We start from the raw sequence: 18,238 nt of genomic DNA, 5'->3' as shown, positions 1-18,238 counted from the left end.
GTTTACTTAGCTTGGTTTGGGTGGTCAACACCCATCCATGCTTTAAACAACGCCATTTGAGCAGGTGTAGCATCTTTTAATGCTGTTACTTTTTTCTCTTTATCAAAGTCTTCGCCAAGTGTGAGCGTTGTGGTTTGCAGCGCATCACGGCGGATAAAGTCAACAGTCACTGTGTCGCCCGCTTTAAACGTTTCTAAGCTTGCTTTTAAGTCTTTGCCAACATGCTTTTTGTTGAAGGCAACGATTTTATCGTCTGTTGTTAAACCTGCTTGCCATGCTGTACCACCACGACGAACATGTGTAAGTGTTAGTAACTCACCGCTATTTTTAGCGAATGAATCAATACTCGGTACTGATTTTGCGCCTTCAGGGCGAGTCAAACCTAAGCCAACTTTTGCTAGTAAGGCATCAAAATCAATGGCTGCTGGCTCATCCACATTAGCTTGCCACCATGCGCTGTAATCACGACCCGTTAGCTCTTTTAAAATGGCTTTTACATCATCAGGTGTAAAACCATCTGGCAAACGATGCTTATTGTAAAGCGCACGGTGCACATCACGATAACTGATTTTGCCATCACTTTTCTCTAGCAAGTCGATATCAAGTGCCATTGAAATTAACGAGCCTTCAAGGTAGATATTAGTGCTGTAGTTACGAGCATGGTCACCACCTTGATTGATCCACTTATCAAAGCTGGTTTCAGCGGCGCTTTGTACTTCACGACCTGGGGTTTGCAAGTGGCGGTTAATAGTTTTAGTTAGGGTATCAAAAAACTCATCCGTTTTTGCAATACCAGAACGCACTAACAAATGATCTTCGAAGTAACTTGTAGAACCCTCTGCAATCCACAGTGTTTTCGCGTAGTTAATATTTGTGTAATCGTAAGGAGCAATGCCTTTCGGACGATACGCCTTTACATTCCATGTATGAATAAACTCATGGGCAGCAGTACTAATGAACGCTAAGTAGTCTTTACGAGAGCCAAAACGGTCACGTGGGCGCTGAATAATTGTTGAATTTAAATGCTCTGTAGCCCCCCCTGCGCCTGACGTTGCATGTACCATAAATACATAACGCTCATACGGATAGCTATCCCAAATTACATTACCTGTAGCCACTAGTTTTTTAAGGTCCGTTAGCATTTGCTCAACGTCGTAGTTACCGTCGCCCCAAATAACCAGCTCGTAGTCTCGGCCATCCACCGTGAATGTATGTAACTCGTTAATGCCTGTTTCAATTGGCGAGTCGACCAAAATATCGTAATCAGCCGCTTTAAAACTGTGTTTTGAACCTGCATTTTCCATACCCGAAACAGAGCGCCATGCTTTAGGCACATCAAGCTTTACCGTCACAGGGTCTTGGCGAAATGATTCACTGAACATGAAAAAGCCCGATGCATCAATAAACGCATGGCTGTCATCGATGTGACGCGCGCGTTTACCTAGTTCATTGGCATAGACTTGATAATCAATATTAACGTGTGTTGGCTCATTTAAGTGAACACGCCATGTGCTGTGGTCAATTTTTTCCCATTTTAACGGCTTACCATCATCATCTTTCGCATCGAAAAAACGTACCCCATTCGCAAGGTTTAAAATTTCGTAGCGTCCAGTACGCCATGCCGGAAGTTTTACGTCTAAATGCGCTTGGGCTGTCTCAGGAAACTCCACACTAACATTACCCAAGTGATGTTCAGGTTCAGTGATCGCCAGTGAATAGTTTACATCTGCAAACACACTGCTAGAGCATGCGGCCAAAATTGACATAGCCAAAAACTTTTTCATAACAACTCTTTTTTATTACTATCGATAATTGCGAATTAGCCTATCAACTGAGATATAAAATGTGAATTAAAAACCGATAAACTGCCGTAGCAATAAGCCTGATAGACAAAATAGTTAAGTTTTTGACTTATCACCTACATTTCACAATAAATTGTTGTAGACTTAAGGTACATAAATATAAAACTTGATGGCGGTGTAAGTAAGTGCAGCAACAGCATGATGTTCTTAATAAAAAGTTAAAGCAAGCGATCGACGCAAGGATGGTTGTCGAGGATGCGCGCAAACATCAAGTTGAAGTACTTTCACAGTTTGCGGCTAAGTTATCGCTGAGCTGTAAAGGCCTAGACATGGAGCTTGATAACCGCCTTGCCAAATACCGAAGTGCTCTAAAAAAAGGCGTTGATTTTAACCTACTAGCCCCTTTTATTGACGATGTACTCGGTTTACTCAAACACCAAGAAGCAAAACAAATTGCCTTGCAGCGCGATCTTAATAAAAGCGTATTAGATGCGGGCAAGCAGTTACAAAAAGTAAAAGGGTTACCTGATGATGCGCGCCGCTCGCTGCGCAACTTGCTTGACCGTGAGCTTGATAATATTCAATCGAACCATGATTTTGTGCCCATTTTATCCAAGCTGGTTGTTATTTATCACCAAGCCCTGCAAGCCAAGCTAGCTGAAAGTGATACCGGCGAAGCTTTAATTAAACCCGAGCTTGCCTCTGAGCTAATGACATTGGCTAATGGACTGTTATTTGAAGACGAAAGTGCTGAACAAATAAAAAGTATCAGAAACCAAATTACGCGCAACGACAGCGTTGATGAGCTACTTGATGCTGCGATTGGCATTATTACCATTATTTCACAAAATATAAGTAAAGAACGCCAGTCGGCGCAGAGCTTTTTAATTTCGTTAAATCAGACAATTGAAGATCTGCATCATTCTATTGTCTCAACCACTAAACACTCTGAGTCACTGAGTGCAGAATACGATTCACTTAATAAAAGTATCGAAAGAAAAATTAAAAATCTTAATCAGCAAACTCAACAAGCAACATCAATTTCGGCGCTTAAAGAATTAGTGGAAGAAGAGCTCAAGTCATTGAGCGATGATTTAATCACCAAAGAAAAACTTGAACACGCTGAGCGTGAAAACTTACTTGCAAGCTTTAAAGACATTAATAATCGGGTAAGTAGTCTAGAGAGTAAACTGACAACTTATAAGCAACGTTTAAACGAACAACGTTTTAAAAGTTTGCTTGATGGCTTAACGAAACTTCCGAACCGTGCCGCATTTGATGAGCGCTTTGAACATGAATACCAGTTGTTTTTATCACAAGGTTCTGAGCTTACTTTAGTCGTTATTGATGTCGATCATTTTAAATCAATCAACGACAGATATGGCCACAGTGCAGGCGATAAAACACTTCAGGTGATCGCCAAAGCGCTGCAAAAATCAGTTAGAAAGTCTGACTTTATAGCCCGTTACGGCGGTGAAGAGTTTGTACTTTTAATGACTGGTATGCCACTTGAAAAAGCCGTAGCCCCTTTAGAAAAACTACGAAAAACAATTCAAAGTATCCCATTCAAATTTAAAGATACGCAAGTTGAAATTACGATTTCAATTGGCGCGACTCAACTAAAAAAAGGCGATACGCAATTGATTGCCTTTGACCGAGCTGATGAAGCGCTTTATACAGCTAAAAATGAGGGACGAAATAGAGTTTGCATTAGCAAATAAAGACCTCATGTATACCTTACTTAGGGTCTTTAATACATATTAGACAGGCTCATTGACGAGCTAGGAGAGTGCTTATGTTAAAACAACTGAATCCTACCGGTGTACTGGATTTACTATCACAACTAGAAGTTGATCTACTCGAACAATCATCCACCAGCGAGCGTTATAAATTATTTAGGAACTGCGTGCTCGCTGTTCTCAATGTGGGTAGCCACACAGACTCAAGTTCTGAAATTTACGACAAATATGAAAATTTCGACATTCGCTTATTAAGCCGTGAGCGCGGTATTAAAATTGAATTAGAGAATCCACCAGAATCCGCGTTTGTCGATGGCGAAATAATCACGGGTATTCACGAACATATTTTCTCAGTGATCCGTGACATCCTGTTTATTTGCCAAAAATACGAAAAAGATCTAACAGAGCAAAAGGCCATTACCCATATGGTATTCGACATGCTCAGAAACGCAGGAGCACTCAGGGTTAATAGCGATCCTAGTATGATTGTATGCTGGGGAGGCCACTCTATTAACGAAGTCGAATATAAATACACCAAACAGGTGGGTTACGAGTTAGGCTTACGTGGTTTAAATATTTGCACTGGTTGCGGCCCAGGTGCAATGAAAGGCCCCATGAAAGGGGCGACCATTGGCCATGCAAAACAGCGTATTACCGACAACCGATATTTAGGCTTAACGGAGCCTAGTATCATTGCAGCTGAGCCACCTAACCCTATCGTGAATGAGCTGGTTATACTGCCTGACATCGAAAAACGTTTAGAGGCTTTTGTACGTTCTGCGCATGGTATTATTATTTTCCCTGGCGGCGCGGGCACTGCTGAAGAGTTGCTCTATTTATTAGGCATCTTATTGCACCCTGAAAACGAGAAGCAATGTTTACCCGTTATTCTTACAGGGCCTAAACAAAGTGAAAACTACTTTATTGAGCTTTGTAAATTTGTTGAAAACACACTCGGCAAAAAAGCCCTTGATAAATTTGACGTCATAATTGATGACCCTGAACGTGTTGGCAGAACCCTTAAAGCTAAAATGGCAGACGTACGCGAATACCGTAAAAGCCAAGGTGATGCCTACTACTTTAACTGGACATTAAAAATTGATAACGATTTTCAGCAGCCGTTCGCGCCGACACATGCTAATATGGCAAGCTTAGATTTACATTTAGATCAACCTACTCAACAACTTGCAGCTAATCTACGACGCGCATTTTCGGGTATTGTTGCTGGCAATGTAAAAGATGAAGGCTTACAGGCGATTAAACAGTACGGCCGCTTTGTACTCAGTGGCGAGCCTGCATTAATGGCCGATATGGATAAACTGCTTGCCGCTTTTGTTGAGCAAGGTCGTATGAAGTTACCTGGCAGCAAGTATATCCCTTGCTATGAAATCAAAGCATAACTGGAGAACATGTGACAACCCAATTACTTTTAATAGATGCGTTAAACCTTATTCGGCGCATCTATGCCGTTGATAGTAATCAGAGTCATCACAGTGAAGAGCATATGATTAAAGCAAGCTGTGCCCGCGTGGCACATGCTTGTAAAAAATTACTAAGTCAATGCAACGCCACCCATGCAATTGCGGTGTTTGATGGCGATAAAAGCTGGCGATATCATTACTACGCTGCTTACAAAAGCACGCGTTCCCCCATGCCTGATACTCTAAAAAACAATTTAGCGCGTTTTAAACACGCTATCGAAGAGACCGGTATCGTGGTGTTCTCACCTGAGAACGACGAAGCAGACGATATCATTGCCACGCTTGCCTACAAAGCAGCATCAAATAATGTCTCGTCCACTATTGTGTCTACCGATAAAGGCTTTTTACCGTTTTTATCAGCGCATATCGCCATATTCGATTACTTTAAAAAACACTATATTGAGCATCAAGACATTAAACAGCGGTTTAATGTCCCCCAGCACCGCCTTGTTGACTTTTGGGCACTTGCAGGTGATAAAACCAATGACATACCGGGCGTTAAAGGAATTGGTAATAAATCGGCTGAGCAATTAATTAATGACTATGAGTCGATTGAAGCGGCCATGATGGACGACGCACTCAATGCCACTTTAAAACGTAAGTTAACCGCTGATATGGATAAGCTGATTATCTCTAGAAATTTAGTAATGTTACGAACAGATATAAACTTAGGCTTTAGTTTAAAGCAGTTAAGGCTCAATTAGTCGCAATCTCGTAGCACAGTTTATCAACTGCGCGTATACTGAAAATTCGTGTTTGTTTTATAGAGTTACACATGATTAAAAAGGTTTTCCAATATCTGGTATTAGGGTTAGGTGTTTACGCACTTATAGCAGCCCTAGTGATCACTTTTTATAAAGATGATCCGCAAGCCATGATCTGGCAAGACCGTGAAGCCTTCAACAAACGCTACATCGCCAAGCTTTCAATAGAAAAACCCGAAAACCTCAATGCCGTGCTTGATTATTTAGGTAGCCCCGATTTAACCTATGCAAAACGCGTTGAAGACAATGTATGGCAAATTATTTTTTATCGCACTCAACATGTTAAATCAGATGGCATAACCACGATTGATGAGTGTACAGGTTTACTGTTTAAAAATGGCCAACTTGTATTATGGGGGCCCAGTGCCTATGAAAGTTATCAGCAAGAAAGTTAGCACACAATGATGGACACTGTGACGCCGCGGGAATTGGCACGCTTATTCGATAGCACACATCAGCTACTTAACCTGTATTATCAAAAACGTAAATGGTCACAAATTTACCCATTACTCAGTAATCTTGCTGAGCGTTATTACCTGATATATCAAACATACCCTAAAAGTCTGCAGGCACAACTTAACTTATACGTCGCAGCCCATGGTTACACAACGAACCTGGTTGTTAACCAGTGTGTCATTGCGTGCATAATGTGCCATAGCCTCAATTATAATAAAGCAGTAAGTGAGCAAATTATAAGTTGCTGTCTTGCTAATTATTTATGTGTGCAATCACAAAGTAATAAGCTCGCATCAGGGCAAACACTGACCGAGCAAGACAAAAAACTGTGGCATTGTCGTCATCAACTTGCTGTAAAATTGCTCCATGCAGCGGGCCCAAATACGGTTTCAATTCAGCACTTATTAGCGCGTTTAAATAAATATAAGCAAGCCTTACTCAGCGCACCAAAAGTGATGATTTACGATGGTGCGACAACCCTTGTTGCACTCGCTAATATCATCGCGATGAATACTACCTACCGAGAGTCCGGTGGCCATATTAGTGTGCATAAAGCATTGGCCGATATTTACCTTCGTACACCTAATGAGTTTGCGCAAAATGCAATTAAAGCCTTTATTGCACATATCGGTCCGTACATTCCCGCAAGCGAAGTGAAGTATGCCGAGCAAACCTTAATATACCTAACGACTGACGAGCAACATCGGCATATTTTAATTGATGTGTCTCAACCTGAAAAAATTCGTTGGCATCGATTTAAAGCCCCCCTGTCAATTATTGATAAACAACGTGTTTGCAATGATTCACGCTTGCTTTATACCGTTTGGTTTAGTGAAAACATCAATTTTGTGCTGCCTCCCCCAGCAAATCAGCGTCGCCAGCAACAGTATCTAACACTGATCAGCGAACTTAAAATAGCAAAAGAGTACAGTTATCGGGCGTTAGACAAATTACTGAGTCCATACCCTGAACTTATTCACCAGCTTACGTACGCTGTTAAGCCTTATAATAAAGAGCACCAACGCGCAAAAGATTTACGCCATTGCTTATCTATGGTGGGCTATGACAATGCGCCAGCGATCATTCAGAAAGTATTGTTTCAGCGCTTAGTTGCCACCACATCGCACCCTTTATATCCGCACATAGCCAAACGCCTTGAAAACATAGTACGGATTATTCAAGCACTGTTTAAACACTCACCTATTCAGCAATTTGAGCAAGTCACCTTGCCCTTATATGCCTATGTCTTGTATCTGTGTGAGAATCAGGCAACAAGTTTGTCACGCAAAACCGTGTTTGAACACGCAGAAGAGCATACGGTAAGCCCTCCACTTGCGTGCTTGTTTGGGATTAACACGCTTGATTTGGCTCACCTGAGCGAATACCTTACCCAATTAATCGGCGATAATCCTTGGACACAGCATTTACTTAACAGTGAGCAATTAAAAAAACAACAATTACAACAGAATGAAAAGCTTTGGATAGCAGTAAAATTGTTCAGTTATTATGTATTTCAACCTAAGGCTATGTTTAGTAGTTGGCAAGAAAACATTATCGCTGAAACATTAACGACGGTCGGTTGGCAATCAAAAGCGGATTTTTATTCATACCTTCGTACATGCGAGTTTGCTGATAATTTTTAAAAAATGGTGCTAAAACGTTCGAAGTCGTTAAGAAAATATGAACTTTCGTCTATTTATAGTCAGTATTCACAGTATAAACTGGCAAAAAGCTGAATAAATTGCTATAAAAGCCGCTTAAATTTTCAAACACATCCACGTAAATCCTCTAACAAGTAAATCGCGCTCATTTTCGCGATGTATTTACGTGTATATCTACTCATAAATAGGAAAAGTAAATGGCTAAACAAACCATCACAGTGATCAAAGGCGACGGCATTGGTCCTAGCATTATTGATTCAGCACTTGAGATCCTAAATGCCGCAGGTTGCGATTTTGATTATGAATTCGTTGATGCTGGCCTTGCTGCCCTAGAGAAAACTGGTGAGTTGCTTCCGCAAGAAACAATCGACACTATCGCACGTAACAAGATCACTTTAAAAGGCCCATTAACGACGCCAGTAGGTGAAGGTTTTACGTCTATCAACGTGACACTTCGTAAACAATTTGGCCTTTATGCTAACGTACGCCCAGTTAAATCATTTGAGGGTACTAAAGCGCGTTACGATAATATCGATATCATCACTGTTCGTGAAAACACCCAAGGTATGTACTCAGGTCTTGGTCAAGTAGTATCTGAAGACGGTAACGAAGCTGAAGCATTATCAAAAATCACCCGTGAAGGCGCTGAAAAAATTGTTACATTCGCATACGAACTTGCAGTCCGTGAAGGCCGTAAAAAAGTAACCGCTGTTCATAAAGCAAATATCCTTAAATCAACATCGGGTTTATTCTTGAAAGTTGCACGTGAAGTAGCAGAACGTTACCCACAAATCGAATCAACAGAGATGATTGTTGACGCAACATGTATGAAACTAGTCATGACCCCAGATGAGTTTGACGTTATCGTTACAACTAACTTATTCGGCGACATTTTATCTGACTTATGTGCTGGTCTTGTTGGTGGTCTTGGTATGGCTCCAGGTGCAAACATCGGCGAAGATGCCGCTATCTTTGAAGCAGTACACGGTAGTGCGCCAGACATCGCAGGCAAAAACCTTGCTAACCCGACGTCTGTTATCTTAGCATCAATCCAAATGCTTGAGCACTTAGGTATGGCTGACACAGCGGAACGTATTCGCAGTGCAGTCGCTGACGTTATAAAAACAGGTGACCGAACAACGCGTGACCTTGGCGGCAGCCACGGTACAACAGACTTCACACAAGCAGTGATTGAACGTCTATAATTAGCTGTATGCTAAATAATAAAAAAGCCAGTTTTTTAACTGGCTTTTTAATGCTTAAAATTTGCCGTACCTGCGTATAATCAGCGGGCTAAAAATCAGTAATAACCACCAGATAGCCCCACCACTTGATCCCGAATTGCTCTGTGTTTTAACAACCGTGACTGATAAGCTTGTTTGTTCTACAGCCTGCGTTTGGGTGTCTGTTACTGTTAACGTGACTGCGTACGTCCCCTCATTTGTGTATTGGTGTGTCGGCGATGCTGAGGTACTTGTACTGCCATCGGCAAAGTCCCACTGATAGCGATATTGCCCTGTACCACCACTTATTTGACTTGAAAACTGCACATTTAAACCTTGTGCATTAAAACGAGCACTGGCATTTAAAGGCACATCCACAGTGACTGCAAATTGCGAAGATGTTGACTCCATGTTGGCATCAACCACCGTAACATTCACATCAAAGCTACCCGACAACGCATATTGATAACTGACCGTTGCCGTGGATGCAGCACCTCCGTCGGCAAAATCCCAGCTATACTGATACGGTGCAATGCCCCCTTGTGCAGTCGCTGTCGCAACCAGTAAACCATTTTCATTCGCTGTAACCGAAAGGCTGAGTGTTAGCGGCTCACTAACAATAATTTCTTTGTTTAACCGCGTAACCTCTCCCGATTCAGTCGTGCGCTCAAACACGACAGTATAGCGGCCATATTCTGCATACTGATGGGTTGGCGCGAGCACCGTTGACTGCTCGCCATCACCAAACAACCACAGAAAAGTATCAGTTTCATTTAAAATAAGACCGTTGATACTAAACGACACATCTCGGTCGCTACGTTGGGCACTAATACCAGAGGTTGCATCATAGTTAAGCTCTACATTCACTTCACTGCTATCCGTTGCTTGCGACACAATGCGCCAACCGAAGCCCAATGAAGGTACATTAACCCCCGACGCAGGCTGAATAGGGAAGCTGTAATCTTGAGAATCTGAAAATGAGCTAATTGCTAATAGGTGCTCGTCTCCCAAGCCCTGGCGTTGATCATACAAACTAAATGCCGCATCGCGCACTTGAATATCAGTATTGGCAGGGCCTGATGTTGTGCCCTTACGAATCGTATTTTGGTCAGCATCAACCACAAGTGCAAAGCCTATACCTGGGTGAGAAGCTGTGTTGTTATTTTGCTCAGCAGGGTCAACATACCACAACAATACCCCTGGAGAGTAAGACTCAAACTGGAGGCCACTGTCAATGCCGGCATAATCTCTTAGCTGTAAAAAGTAATGTGTTGGTTGCTGATAAACGTACTCACCAATACGTGAGAAACCTGCTAGTTGAGCGATTGATGATTGCTCTGCATCATCTTTAAATACAACGGTATTCCCCTGAGTGATAGTTAAGTCGTCAACCACAATGCCATAAAAGTGTATGTTCACATCGGTGACATACGTAATTTCAAGCTCGATTGTTTGCCCTTCATAAGCAGACAAATCAAATCGCATATCAAGGTGACCGTGCGGCAACTTTGCGCCATCTTTAAATTGCGAGTCGCCACTTAAATAAGGACCAATGTCACCATAGTGTGGGTTTATCGCCTTGGTATAGCTATTAGCAAGTGCAACACCATTTACTTTAATTTGTGCATAGTCGTAGTCTTGTTCAATGCTAAAGTGTGATAACAACGCAAGCTCGGTCCTGCCAGCAGTAGAGGGTAATGTAATGCGTTGCTTGTAACTGTGTACAAGCTCATTCCCTTTACCTGAGTAATACTGATAGCGCCCTTGTAACGGTGCTTTAAAGCTTTCTAATTTAGCGGGTAAGGTGACCTTTAACTGATTTACGCCAGAACTAAAGCTACTCGACGCTTTTAAATTATGTTCAGAGTCTGTATTGACGTCGGCTAAGTCAATTTCGGTTTGATGTAGCCAATTTCCTTTGTAACGTGTTTGCAAGTAGTCAAGCGCGTACGCACTAAACATCACTGGCGCTGAACCTCTTGGCGACCCAGCCCAACTCCCGCCGGCCATAATAGACCAAGACGCAACAGGTTCACCAATTGCGCTGCCCATTAAGTCATATTCATCAGGCAATCCAAGATCGTGACCAAACTCATGAGCAACAACCCCAATTCCCGCATCGATGGGATTAATCGTGTAGCCAAATAATTTCACATTACTGCCAGCAACAGTAGCGGGTTGGTTTGCGTTGTTTGTAACGAAAAAACGGTGCGACCAAATAGCATCGGTGCCCAGTACTCCACCACCCGCTTCTTCTCCAATACTAGAGTGAAACACCATTACATGATCAATAATCCCATTAGGTTCGTTTGTAATACCGTCACCATCAATATCATCGAGATCGGTTAGATCGTAGTCTTGTAAATTAATATTAAAGGTTGCAACGGCTTTTTCTACCGCTTCTAATATAAGATCTGGGGCGTTTAGATCACGAATGTCACCTTCTCGCTCACCGTAAAACTTAGCGGGCTTATCTGCACTCACCCACCCATAAACATCTCCGGTAAATGCAAAGCTTTCACCTGATGCTTGTTGATAATAATGATGAACCGTGTTTAACGATTGACCCGATGGTCCCGGGTACGATGTGTCATTAAAGAGCATTTGTTGATAGTGAGCTTGGCTGTAATCGCTGTAGTACATGGGTGTATCTTCAGCAGTGAGTTGATTATTGTCGTAAGGCAAGTCAGGAAAGTCGATTAAGATTGCCAATACTTTAACGTTTGTTTTGTCATCGGTTGGGTTTAACGATACAAAATTTGTGAACTTATTATCAAGCACTGCTTTATTGTGCACCTTTGCGGGGTCTAACACTCTGGGTTTAATCGCAACGCGTTGAGCTGTATTCACTTGTCCAATGTAGTCTTCTAAAGCAGCTTGCTCGTCGCGCTGATTAAGTTCACCGCGTTTTTTCAGCCAATACACTATTTGTTCTTTATTGATCAAGCCAATATCATGAGTCGCTACAGGCTTTGCAAACACCGAAAAGCTCGACAACAAACACACGCCTGCTAAATAATTAATAAATCTCACAATTAATACCCTACCCCAGTTTCGTATATGGCTAATCATAGCTAAGTTATGCATAAATAACATGACCTTAGGTTATTTATTACAGACACTTAACGCTTGCCACACGAACAATGTAATGCATAGTTACACCTTAATATACGTGCAAAAAATGAATTTAGATGCAATAAATACAAATTACCGCATCAAAAAAGAAAAATTAATGCAAAAAGATGCTTTTGCGGTTGACATCAGTTTCCAAAAGGCTTAAAAATAACCCTAACAAATTTTAAACAGTAGCCGTCTAGTCGGCTGTTATTTTTATAAAGAAAAAAACAATGAATTTTCGCAGCCATCTTTTAGTCGTCAATGTACTCGTACTGGTCTTAGTAAAAAGCCCAGCGGGGACGTATTAAAAGATGAAAGCACGCTTTTAAAAACCCCCGCCATTTGCGGGGGTTTTTTTATGCTCTTGTAGCTAGCACACAGAGGAATGAGGATGAGTACAGCAGAATATAATGGATCCGAACTTGTTGTTCGGGCACTTAAAGAATTAAAGGTTAAATATATCTTTGGCTACCCAGGCGGGTCAGTGCTGGATTTATACGACGCACTTTTTCAACAAGATGATATCGAACATATCTTAGTACGTCATGAACAAGCAGCCACGCATATGGCCGATGGTTATGCCCGAGCAACGGGCGATGTCGGTGTGGTGCTTGCAACTTCGGGTCCTGGAGCAACAAACTGCATTACCGGTATTGCTACCGCTTATATGGACTCCATTCCTATGGTTGTGTTGTCTGGTCAAGTACCCACAGGACTGATTGGCGATGACGCCTTTCAAGAGACCGATATCGTTGGCTGCTCTCGTCCGATTGTAAAGCATAGCTTTAACTGTCGAAGCGCACAGGAAATCCCGGCCATTCTTGCCAAAGCATTCTACATAGCCAGCACAGGGCGTCCTGGTCCTGTTGTGGTTGAATTGCCAAAAGACATGCTAAACCCAGCCATTAAATTTCCATTTGATTTTCCAAAAACAACAGAGCTTCGCACATACAACCCAAATACCAAGGGTCATTCAAAGCAAATTCGTAAAGCTGTCACTGCCATTCTAGAAGCGAAAAAGCTTGTTATTTATTCTGGTGGCGGCATTATTCTCTCCAATACATCAGAGCAATTAACCCATCTTGTAGAGTCACTTAATGCCCCCATTACAAATACATTAATGGGACTAGGTGGTATTAGCGGCACACACCCTAACTTTATCGGTATGTTGGGTATGCACGGCAGTCTAGAGGCAAATAAAGCGATGGCCCATGCCGACGTTATTTTAGCGTTAGGGGCACGATTTGATGATCGGGTAACCAATAATGTAAAAAAATTCTGCCCGAACGCCACTATTGTTCATGTTGATGTTGACCCTACATCGATTTCAAAAACCATAAAAGCACATATTCCTGTCGTTGGTTGCTTACAAACGGTACTTGAACAATTACAAAGCGCAATTGATAAAAGCTCCATTGCAATTGACCGTTCTGCACAAGAAGATTGGTGGCGACAAATTATTAGCTGGCGAGAGCAAAAGTGTCTGAGCTACAGCACCGATGGCGATAAAATTAAACCGCAAGCGGTTATAGAAGCAATTTACAAAGCAACCAATGGCGATGCGTATGTCAGCTCTGACGTAGGCCAACATCAAATGTTTGCAGCTCAGTACTACCCGTTTAAACACCCGCGCCAATGGATTAACTCTGGAGGCCTTGGCACGATGGGCTTTGGCTTGCCTGCGGCTATGGGTGTAAAACTGGCTTTCCCAGACAAAGAATCAATTTGTGTTACCGGTGATGGCTCGATTCAAATGAATATTCAAGAGCTTTCGACTTGCTTGCAATATAACCTTGCTGTGAAAGTCGTGTCACTTAATAACCGTTCACTAGGCATGGTTCGCCAATGGCAAGACATGATGTATTCAGGGCGTCACTCATCATCGTACATGGAATCATTACCTGATTTTGTAAAACTGGTTGAAAGCTATGGCCATGTCGGTATTCGCGTAGATCATATTGATGAACTACAACCAGCCATTGACAAAGCGATGTCGATTAACGACCGATTAGTATTCTTAGATATTTGTGTTGATGAAAAAGAGCATGTTTACCCAATGCAAATAAAGCTAGGGGCTGTGGATGACATGTGGTTACGTAAAGGAGTAAAAGCATAATGCGCCGTATTTTATCGATTTTATTAGAAAACGAACCAGGTTCACTGTCTCGCATTGTTGGCTTATTTTCACAGCGCGCTTACAACATTGATAGCCTGACAGTGGGCACCACTGATGACCACTCACTTTCACGTATCACTATCACCACAATGGGTGATGACCGCATTGTTGAGCAAATCACAAAGCAAGTAAATAAACTTGTGGATGTACTTAAAATCATTGATTTAACAGAAATGGCACACATCGAGCGTGAGTTATTGTTAGTAAAAGTCTTTGCTCAAGATGAAAACACCCGTGCCGCAGTCACGCGCGTTGTCGATGTGTTTCAAGGTGCCATACTCGATATGGGCCGCCACAGCTATACATTACAGCTTGTCGCAAGTACCGAGAAAATAGAATCGTTCTTGGACACGCTTCGCCATGAAACAGACTTAATTGAAGTCGTGCGTTCGGGTGCGGTCGGCATTGGTCGAGGTGATAAGGCGTTAAAGGCATAAGCCTTTACCGCTTTATTACAGACACAAAAAAAGGGCTATTAGCCCTTTTTTTAATTAATAAGTACTTATTCTTATTAAGGATTAACTTGGTCTTTAAGACCTTTACCCGCTTTAAAGCTTGGGATAGTTGCTGCTGCGATTTGGATTTCTGCACCAGTTTGTGGGTTACGGCCAGTACGCGCTGCACGCTCTTTTACCGAGAATGTGCCGAAACCAACTAATGCTACTGAGTTACCTTCTTTAAGAGAGTTAGTAACTGCGCCAGTGAATGCATCTAGTGCACGCGTTGCTGCCGCTTTTGAGATTTCTGCATCAGTAGCGATTTTTTCAACTAATTGAGCTTTATTCATTGTTAGATTCCTATTCGTTATTATTTTGCCTTCGCAAAACCTATCTTTATGCATTTTTGAAAAGTTAGCAACAGCAAATTGCTATTTTTACGTAAATTATTCAAAAATGGCTACATTTTAACTGTCTATCACTAACTTAGTGACATCAGGATTAATAAAGACTGAATTTAACCATCTTCCAAAAGGTTTTATGACAGCTAAACGATCATTCGATTTTCTCGATAACCAAGGTTACTTCCCCAACCTCGACACCAAACTTATCAATAGCGGTACGGTTAATCAAGCGCGATTGTGTTACCAAGTACATCCAATCATCGAAGTTTACAACTAAAGTACTATCGTTATAAGGAAGTTCTACCGAGTAAGTCCAATGAAACACACTGCCGTTACTATCCCCTTTCGCTTCACCCACTACATCTGAAGCGGTACCTGAAATACTCCCGTCATCATTTAGAGTGATATACCAAGTGCGAGTTTGCGTTTCCCCATCGTCATAAACAAACTGCTCATCAATCACCCCTTGGCTGCCTTGCCAGCTTGCTTGCATATCAACAACTAACTTACGCGTTAACTCGCCCTTGTGGTCTTGAACAACGCCGTACGCTTTGAGTTCACCACTGAAGAAACGTTTAAAGTTAAATTCTGGCTCTGTCCCTTTATAATAATCAACATCAGGGGCTGAACAACTCGCGACTAAAAATACCATAGCTGAAATGAACATTGCTTTGAGCTTAATCATGTTTCCCTCCTATAAGCTGTTTTCTAAGTGAAGGCTCTGTTGTGTCGGCACTAAGCCAAATTGCTAAAAAAATATCGGCAAACCTTTCATCTTCAATAGCACCAAGTTTTTCGTTGTTGAAGTAAAAAGTTCCAATTCCCTGTTGGTTTGTTTCAAATGACAAGGAATCGTTTTCTTTTATATCTGGCCATAAATCAAGTAATTGAGTATCAAAGGCACCAACCATTTCATCAAAGCCCAAATGCTGCCATTGCTCATTAGTGGCTTTAACAATATCTTTTGCCGAAAAATCGCGCAGATACGTTAAGGTGAGTTTGGTTGGGTGCTGGCCAAAAACATAGTGTCCTGTGGGCGTTTCTAGTTTTGCGTCATACACATCCCAAAACAAGTATTCCATTTTTGCTTGGCCTACGGTTTTAAAACCCGTAGCGTTAGCGTTTGTCATTAATACCAGTGAGGAAAATAGGAGTAATGCGAGTCTGTATTTCATTGTTCTATACCTTAAAACATATCTTTTAGACACTACGCATCACAGGGGCTAAGTGATCATTTTGAGGTTAAATAGCGTTTGTTTATGACAATAATTGCCATGAACATCGAGGCCCAACTAATGCCATAACACAACCAGAACATCCAAAGCGATATATCGATGTTTAAAACACCAAAACGCGCCCCTGCATAATAGCTACCCGGTGCAAAAAGAGCGCATACAAGCCACCCTAAATACCATGGAAGCTTTTGCAGAAACTGCATTGAAGTATTGATAGTTAAAAGCAATGCTCCCCAAAGGAGTACCAGCCAAAATGGAAAGGGGTAGACTTTAAAACTCAGTAAATTTAAGGATGTCGCAAGCCATTCAAAGCCTAACGCAAGGGGCAGGCCACACACTAGAAGCAAAAGGTCTTGCTTGCGTTGCTCGGAAAGATAGATCATCAATCCAACAACGCCTAAAGCTGGAATAATGGCTTGTTGCTCAAGGAGTAAGGCCATAAACCACACTCCCTGAAACAACACGAAATTAATAATTGAGCGCAATGTCATCGCCTGAGTGAACAAAACGAGGTCGACGCGCAACCAAATGAACCGTGCTAATCGAACGCGTTCTGAACGCGCCTTCGCAATAAGCCAAATAAAATAGCCACAAACGATAGAAGCGTTGATCAAATTTTACTTTATCGATTTCAGGCCAGCTTGCCACAAAGCGTTCACGCCAGTCAGCCAACGTTCTGGCGTAATGCACCCCAATGTCTTTAACACTGTGAACAACCATGTCAGTTTGCTGTTTAATTTGCTTGTTCATTTCATCTAAGCATGGCAAACAACCGCCGGGGAAAATATACTGCTGTATAAAATCTGAGTTCTTTAAGTAATGGCTATAGCGTTGATCCGCAATTGTGATTGCTTGTATTAGCATTGCCCCATTAGCTTTTAACAGTGACTGACACTTCGCAAAAAAGCCAGGCAAATACTCGTGACCCACAGCTTCAATCATCTCAATAGAGACAAGCTTATCGTAGCGGCCCTCAAGGAGTCGATAATCGTGTTTAAGCAACGTTATTTTGTGCTCTAAATTTAATTCTTTTATTTTTTCAGCAACATAATCATGCTGCTCATCAGAAATAGTGGTGGTTGTGACATGGCAATCAAAATGCGTTGCAGCATAGATAGCAAATGCCCCCCACCCCGTTCCAATCTCAATGACCTTATCGCCAGGTTGCAAGTCGACTTGCTCACATATAAGAGCGAGTTTGTGTGTTTGTGCTTGTTCTAGCGTCGCTGCTTTCGATGGATACACAGCGCATGAATAAAGCATTTCGTCACTTAAAAATGCGCTATATAAATCATTGCCTAAATCGTAATGCGCTGCGATGTTCTTTTTAGAACCCGATGCAGAGTTTTTGTTTTTTAAGTGGTTGACTCGGTGAGCAATACCACTTAAAAAAGCGAATTTTTTTTCAAAAGCGTCTAGTTTGTCTTGGTTGAGGGCAAATATTTCGATGAGTTGCGTTAAGTTATCACAATCCCAATACCCTAAAATATACGCTTCACCAGCCCCCACACTGCCCGACATGGCAAACATTTTATACATTGCGGCGTCATTTACTGTCACCGTAACACTGAGCGAACTGTGTGGATTACCAAACTGTTCGCACTCGTTGCCATCAATTAATGTGATGCAGCCTATGTCGATACTGCTGAACGCACCTGTCACCAGTTTCTTATAAATTTTTGACAACCAACCTGTTGTAGAGGATTGCGTTAAATTTGATACTTTTTCCATCACATCACCTAA

15 protein-coding genes are annotated in these 18,238 nt (G+C 41.9%); 8 read left to right on the top strand and 7 right to left on the bottom strand.

Going from position 1 to position 18,238, the window contains the following annotated elements; translation table 11 throughout:
- Nucleotides 1-2: 2 nt before the first annotated feature.
- Entirely contained in the window at nucleotides 3-1,784 is a 1,782-nt protein-coding gene (locus H3302_RS19170) for a M61 family metallopeptidase (protein ID WP_182396533.1), read from the bottom strand.
- Nucleotides 1,785-2,044: 260 nt separating this feature from the next.
- Between H3302_RS19170 and H3302_RS19165 the strand changes: the two genes are divergently transcribed.
- The 6 genes from H3302_RS19165 to H3302_RS19140 all read left to right on the top strand — a co-directional run bounded on the left by H3302_RS19165 (nucleotide 2,045) and on the right by H3302_RS19140 (nucleotide 9,108).
- Nucleotides 2,045-3,523: a GGDEF domain-containing protein gene (locus H3302_RS19165; RefSeq protein ID WP_182396775.1), complete on the top strand. Its 1,479-nt coding sequence runs from the start codon at nucleotides 2,045-2,047 to the stop codon at nucleotides 3,521-3,523.
- A 74-nt stretch (nucleotides 3,524-3,597) separates the two neighbouring features.
- The gene (ppnN, locus tag H3302_RS19160; protein ID WP_036971989.1) at nucleotides 3,598-4,941 is read left to right on the top strand and encodes a nucleotide 5'-monophosphate nucleosidase PpnN; all 1,344 of its coding nucleotides are present in this window, start codon (nucleotides 3,598-3,600) and stop codon (nucleotides 4,939-4,941) included.
- 11 nt (nucleotides 4,942-4,952) lie between these two features.
- A complete protein-coding gene (gene xni / locus H3302_RS19155) occupies nucleotides 4,953-5,726 on the top strand; it encodes a flap endonuclease Xni (protein WP_065979039.1) in 774 nt (257 codons plus the stop codon).
- Nucleotides 5,727-5,797: 71 nt separating this feature from the next.
- The gene (locus H3302_RS19150; protein ID WP_036971993.1) at nucleotides 5,798-6,181 is read left to right on the top strand and encodes a DUF3192 domain-containing protein; all 384 of its coding nucleotides are present in this window, start codon (nucleotides 5,798-5,800) and stop codon (nucleotides 6,179-6,181) included.
- 6 nt (nucleotides 6,182-6,187) lie between these two features.
- Nucleotides 6,188-7,885 (top strand): hypothetical protein, encoded by a 1,698-nt coding sequence (locus H3302_RS19145; RefSeq protein ID WP_182396532.1) that lies wholly within the window; start codon nucleotides 6,188-6,190, stop codon nucleotides 7,883-7,885.
- A gap of 215 nt (nucleotides 7,886-8,100) precedes the next feature.
- Entirely contained in the window at nucleotides 8,101-9,108 is a 1,008-nt protein-coding gene (locus H3302_RS19140; RefSeq protein ID WP_036971995.1) for an isocitrate dehydrogenase, read from the top strand.
- Nucleotides 9,109-9,162: 54 nt separating this feature from the next.
- On the opposite strand, the gene H3302_RS19135 is transcribed toward H3302_RS19140, so the two are convergent.
- Complete coding sequence (locus H3302_RS19135) at nucleotides 9,163-12,159, bottom strand: immune inhibitor A domain-containing protein (protein WP_182396531.1); 2,997 nt, start codon at nucleotides 12,157-12,159, stop codon at nucleotides 9,163-9,165.
- Nucleotides 12,160-12,634: 475 nt separating this feature from the next.
- Between H3302_RS19135 and H3302_RS19130 the strand changes: the two genes are divergently transcribed.
- Nucleotides 12,635-14,359 (top strand): acetolactate synthase 3 large subunit, encoded by a 1,725-nt coding sequence (locus H3302_RS19130; RefSeq protein WP_036971999.1) that lies wholly within the window; start codon nucleotides 12,635-12,637, stop codon nucleotides 14,357-14,359.
- Entirely contained in the window at nucleotides 14,359-14,856 is a 498-nt protein-coding gene (ilvN, locus tag H3302_RS19125; RefSeq protein WP_036972002.1) for an acetolactate synthase small subunit, read from the top strand. Before H3302_RS19130 ends, ilvN begins: the two co-directional genes overlap by 1 nt.
- Nucleotides 14,857-14,930: 74 nt before the next feature.
- Here the strand turns inward: ilvN and H3302_RS19120 are convergent, their stop codons facing one another.
- The 5 genes from H3302_RS19120 to H3302_RS19100 form a co-directional block, all read right to left on the bottom strand.
- Entirely contained in the window at nucleotides 14,931-15,206 is a 276-nt protein-coding gene (locus tag H3302_RS19120) for an HU family DNA-binding protein (RefSeq protein ID WP_036972004.1), read from the bottom strand.
- A 205-nt stretch (nucleotides 15,207-15,411) separates the two neighbouring features.
- Nucleotides 15,412-15,945: a DUF3833 domain-containing protein gene (locus H3302_RS19115; protein WP_182396530.1), complete on the bottom strand. Its 534-nt coding sequence runs from the start codon at nucleotides 15,943-15,945 to the stop codon at nucleotides 15,412-15,414.
- Nucleotides 15,938-16,435, bottom strand: coding sequence for a chalcone isomerase family protein (locus H3302_RS19110; protein WP_182396529.1), 498 nt, complete (start codon nucleotides 16,433-16,435; stop codon nucleotides 15,938-15,940). The genes H3302_RS19115 and H3302_RS19110 overlap by 8 nt, the downstream gene beginning before the upstream one ends.
- 56 nt (nucleotides 16,436-16,491) lie before the next feature.
- The gene (locus tag H3302_RS19105; protein ID WP_182396528.1) at nucleotides 16,492-16,986 is read right to left on the bottom strand and encodes a DUF2878 domain-containing protein; all 495 of its coding nucleotides are present in this window, start codon (nucleotides 16,984-16,986) and stop codon (nucleotides 16,492-16,494) included.
- A complete protein-coding gene (locus H3302_RS19100; RefSeq protein ID WP_182396527.1) occupies nucleotides 16,964-18,226 on the bottom strand; it encodes a cyclopropane-fatty-acyl-phospholipid synthase family protein in 1,263 nt (420 codons plus the stop codon). Before H3302_RS19100 ends, H3302_RS19105 begins: the two co-directional genes overlap by 23 nt.
- Nucleotides 18,227-18,238: the final 12 nt, after the last annotated feature.

The sequence above is a fragment of the Pseudoalteromonas sp. MT33b genome, from assembly GCF_014117385.1.
In the GTDB taxonomy this organism is placed as follows: domain Bacteria; phylum Pseudomonadota; class Gammaproteobacteria; order Enterobacterales; family Alteromonadaceae; genus Pseudoalteromonas; species Pseudoalteromonas lipolytica.
This window is presented reverse-complemented; position numbering and strand designations above follow the sequence as displayed.

Coding starts and splice junctions, on each gene's coding strand:
- H3302_RS19170 (WP_182396533.1), bottom strand. CDS start 1,784: ATGAAAAAGTTTTTGGCTATGTCAATTTTGGCCGCATGCTCTAGCAGT.
- H3302_RS19165 (WP_182396775.1), top strand. CDS start 2,045: ATGGTTGTCGAGGATGCGCGCAAACATCAAGTTGAAGTACTTTCACAG.
- ppnN (WP_036971989.1), top strand. CDS start 3,598: ATGTTAAAACAACTGAATCCTACCGGTGTACTGGATTTACTATCACAA.
- H3302_RS19150 (WP_036971993.1), top strand. CDS start 5,798: ATGATTAAAAAGGTTTTCCAATATCTGGTATTAGGGTTAGGTGTTTAC.
- H3302_RS19145 (WP_182396532.1), top strand. CDS start 6,188: ATGATGGACACTGTGACGCCGCGGGAATTGGCACGCTTATTCGATAGC.
- H3302_RS19140 (WP_036971995.1), top strand. CDS start 8,101: ATGGCTAAACAAACCATCACAGTGATCAAAGGCGACGGCATTGGTCCT.
- H3302_RS19130 (WP_036971999.1), top strand. CDS start 12,635: ATGAGTACAGCAGAATATAATGGATCCGAACTTGTTGTTCGGGCACTT.
- ilvN (WP_036972002.1), top strand. CDS start 14,359: ATGCGCCGTATTTTATCGATTTTATTAGAAAACGAACCAGGTTCACTG.
- H3302_RS19120 (WP_036972004.1), bottom strand. CDS start 15,206: ATGAATAAAGCTCAATTAGTTGAAAAAATCGCTACTGATGCAGAAATC.
- H3302_RS19115 (WP_182396530.1), bottom strand. CDS start 15,945: ATGATTAAGCTCAAAGCAATGTTCATTTCAGCTATGGTATTTTTAGTC.
- H3302_RS19110 (WP_182396529.1), bottom strand. CDS start 16,435: ATGAAATACAGACTCGCATTACTCCTATTTTCCTCACTGGTATTAATG.
- H3302_RS19105 (WP_182396528.1), bottom strand. CDS start 16,986: ATGACATTGCGCTCAATTATTAATTTCGTGTTGTTTCAGGGAGTGTGG.
- H3302_RS19100 (WP_182396527.1), bottom strand. CDS start 18,226: ATGGAAAAAGTATCAAATTTAACGCAATCCTCTACAACAGGTTGGTTG.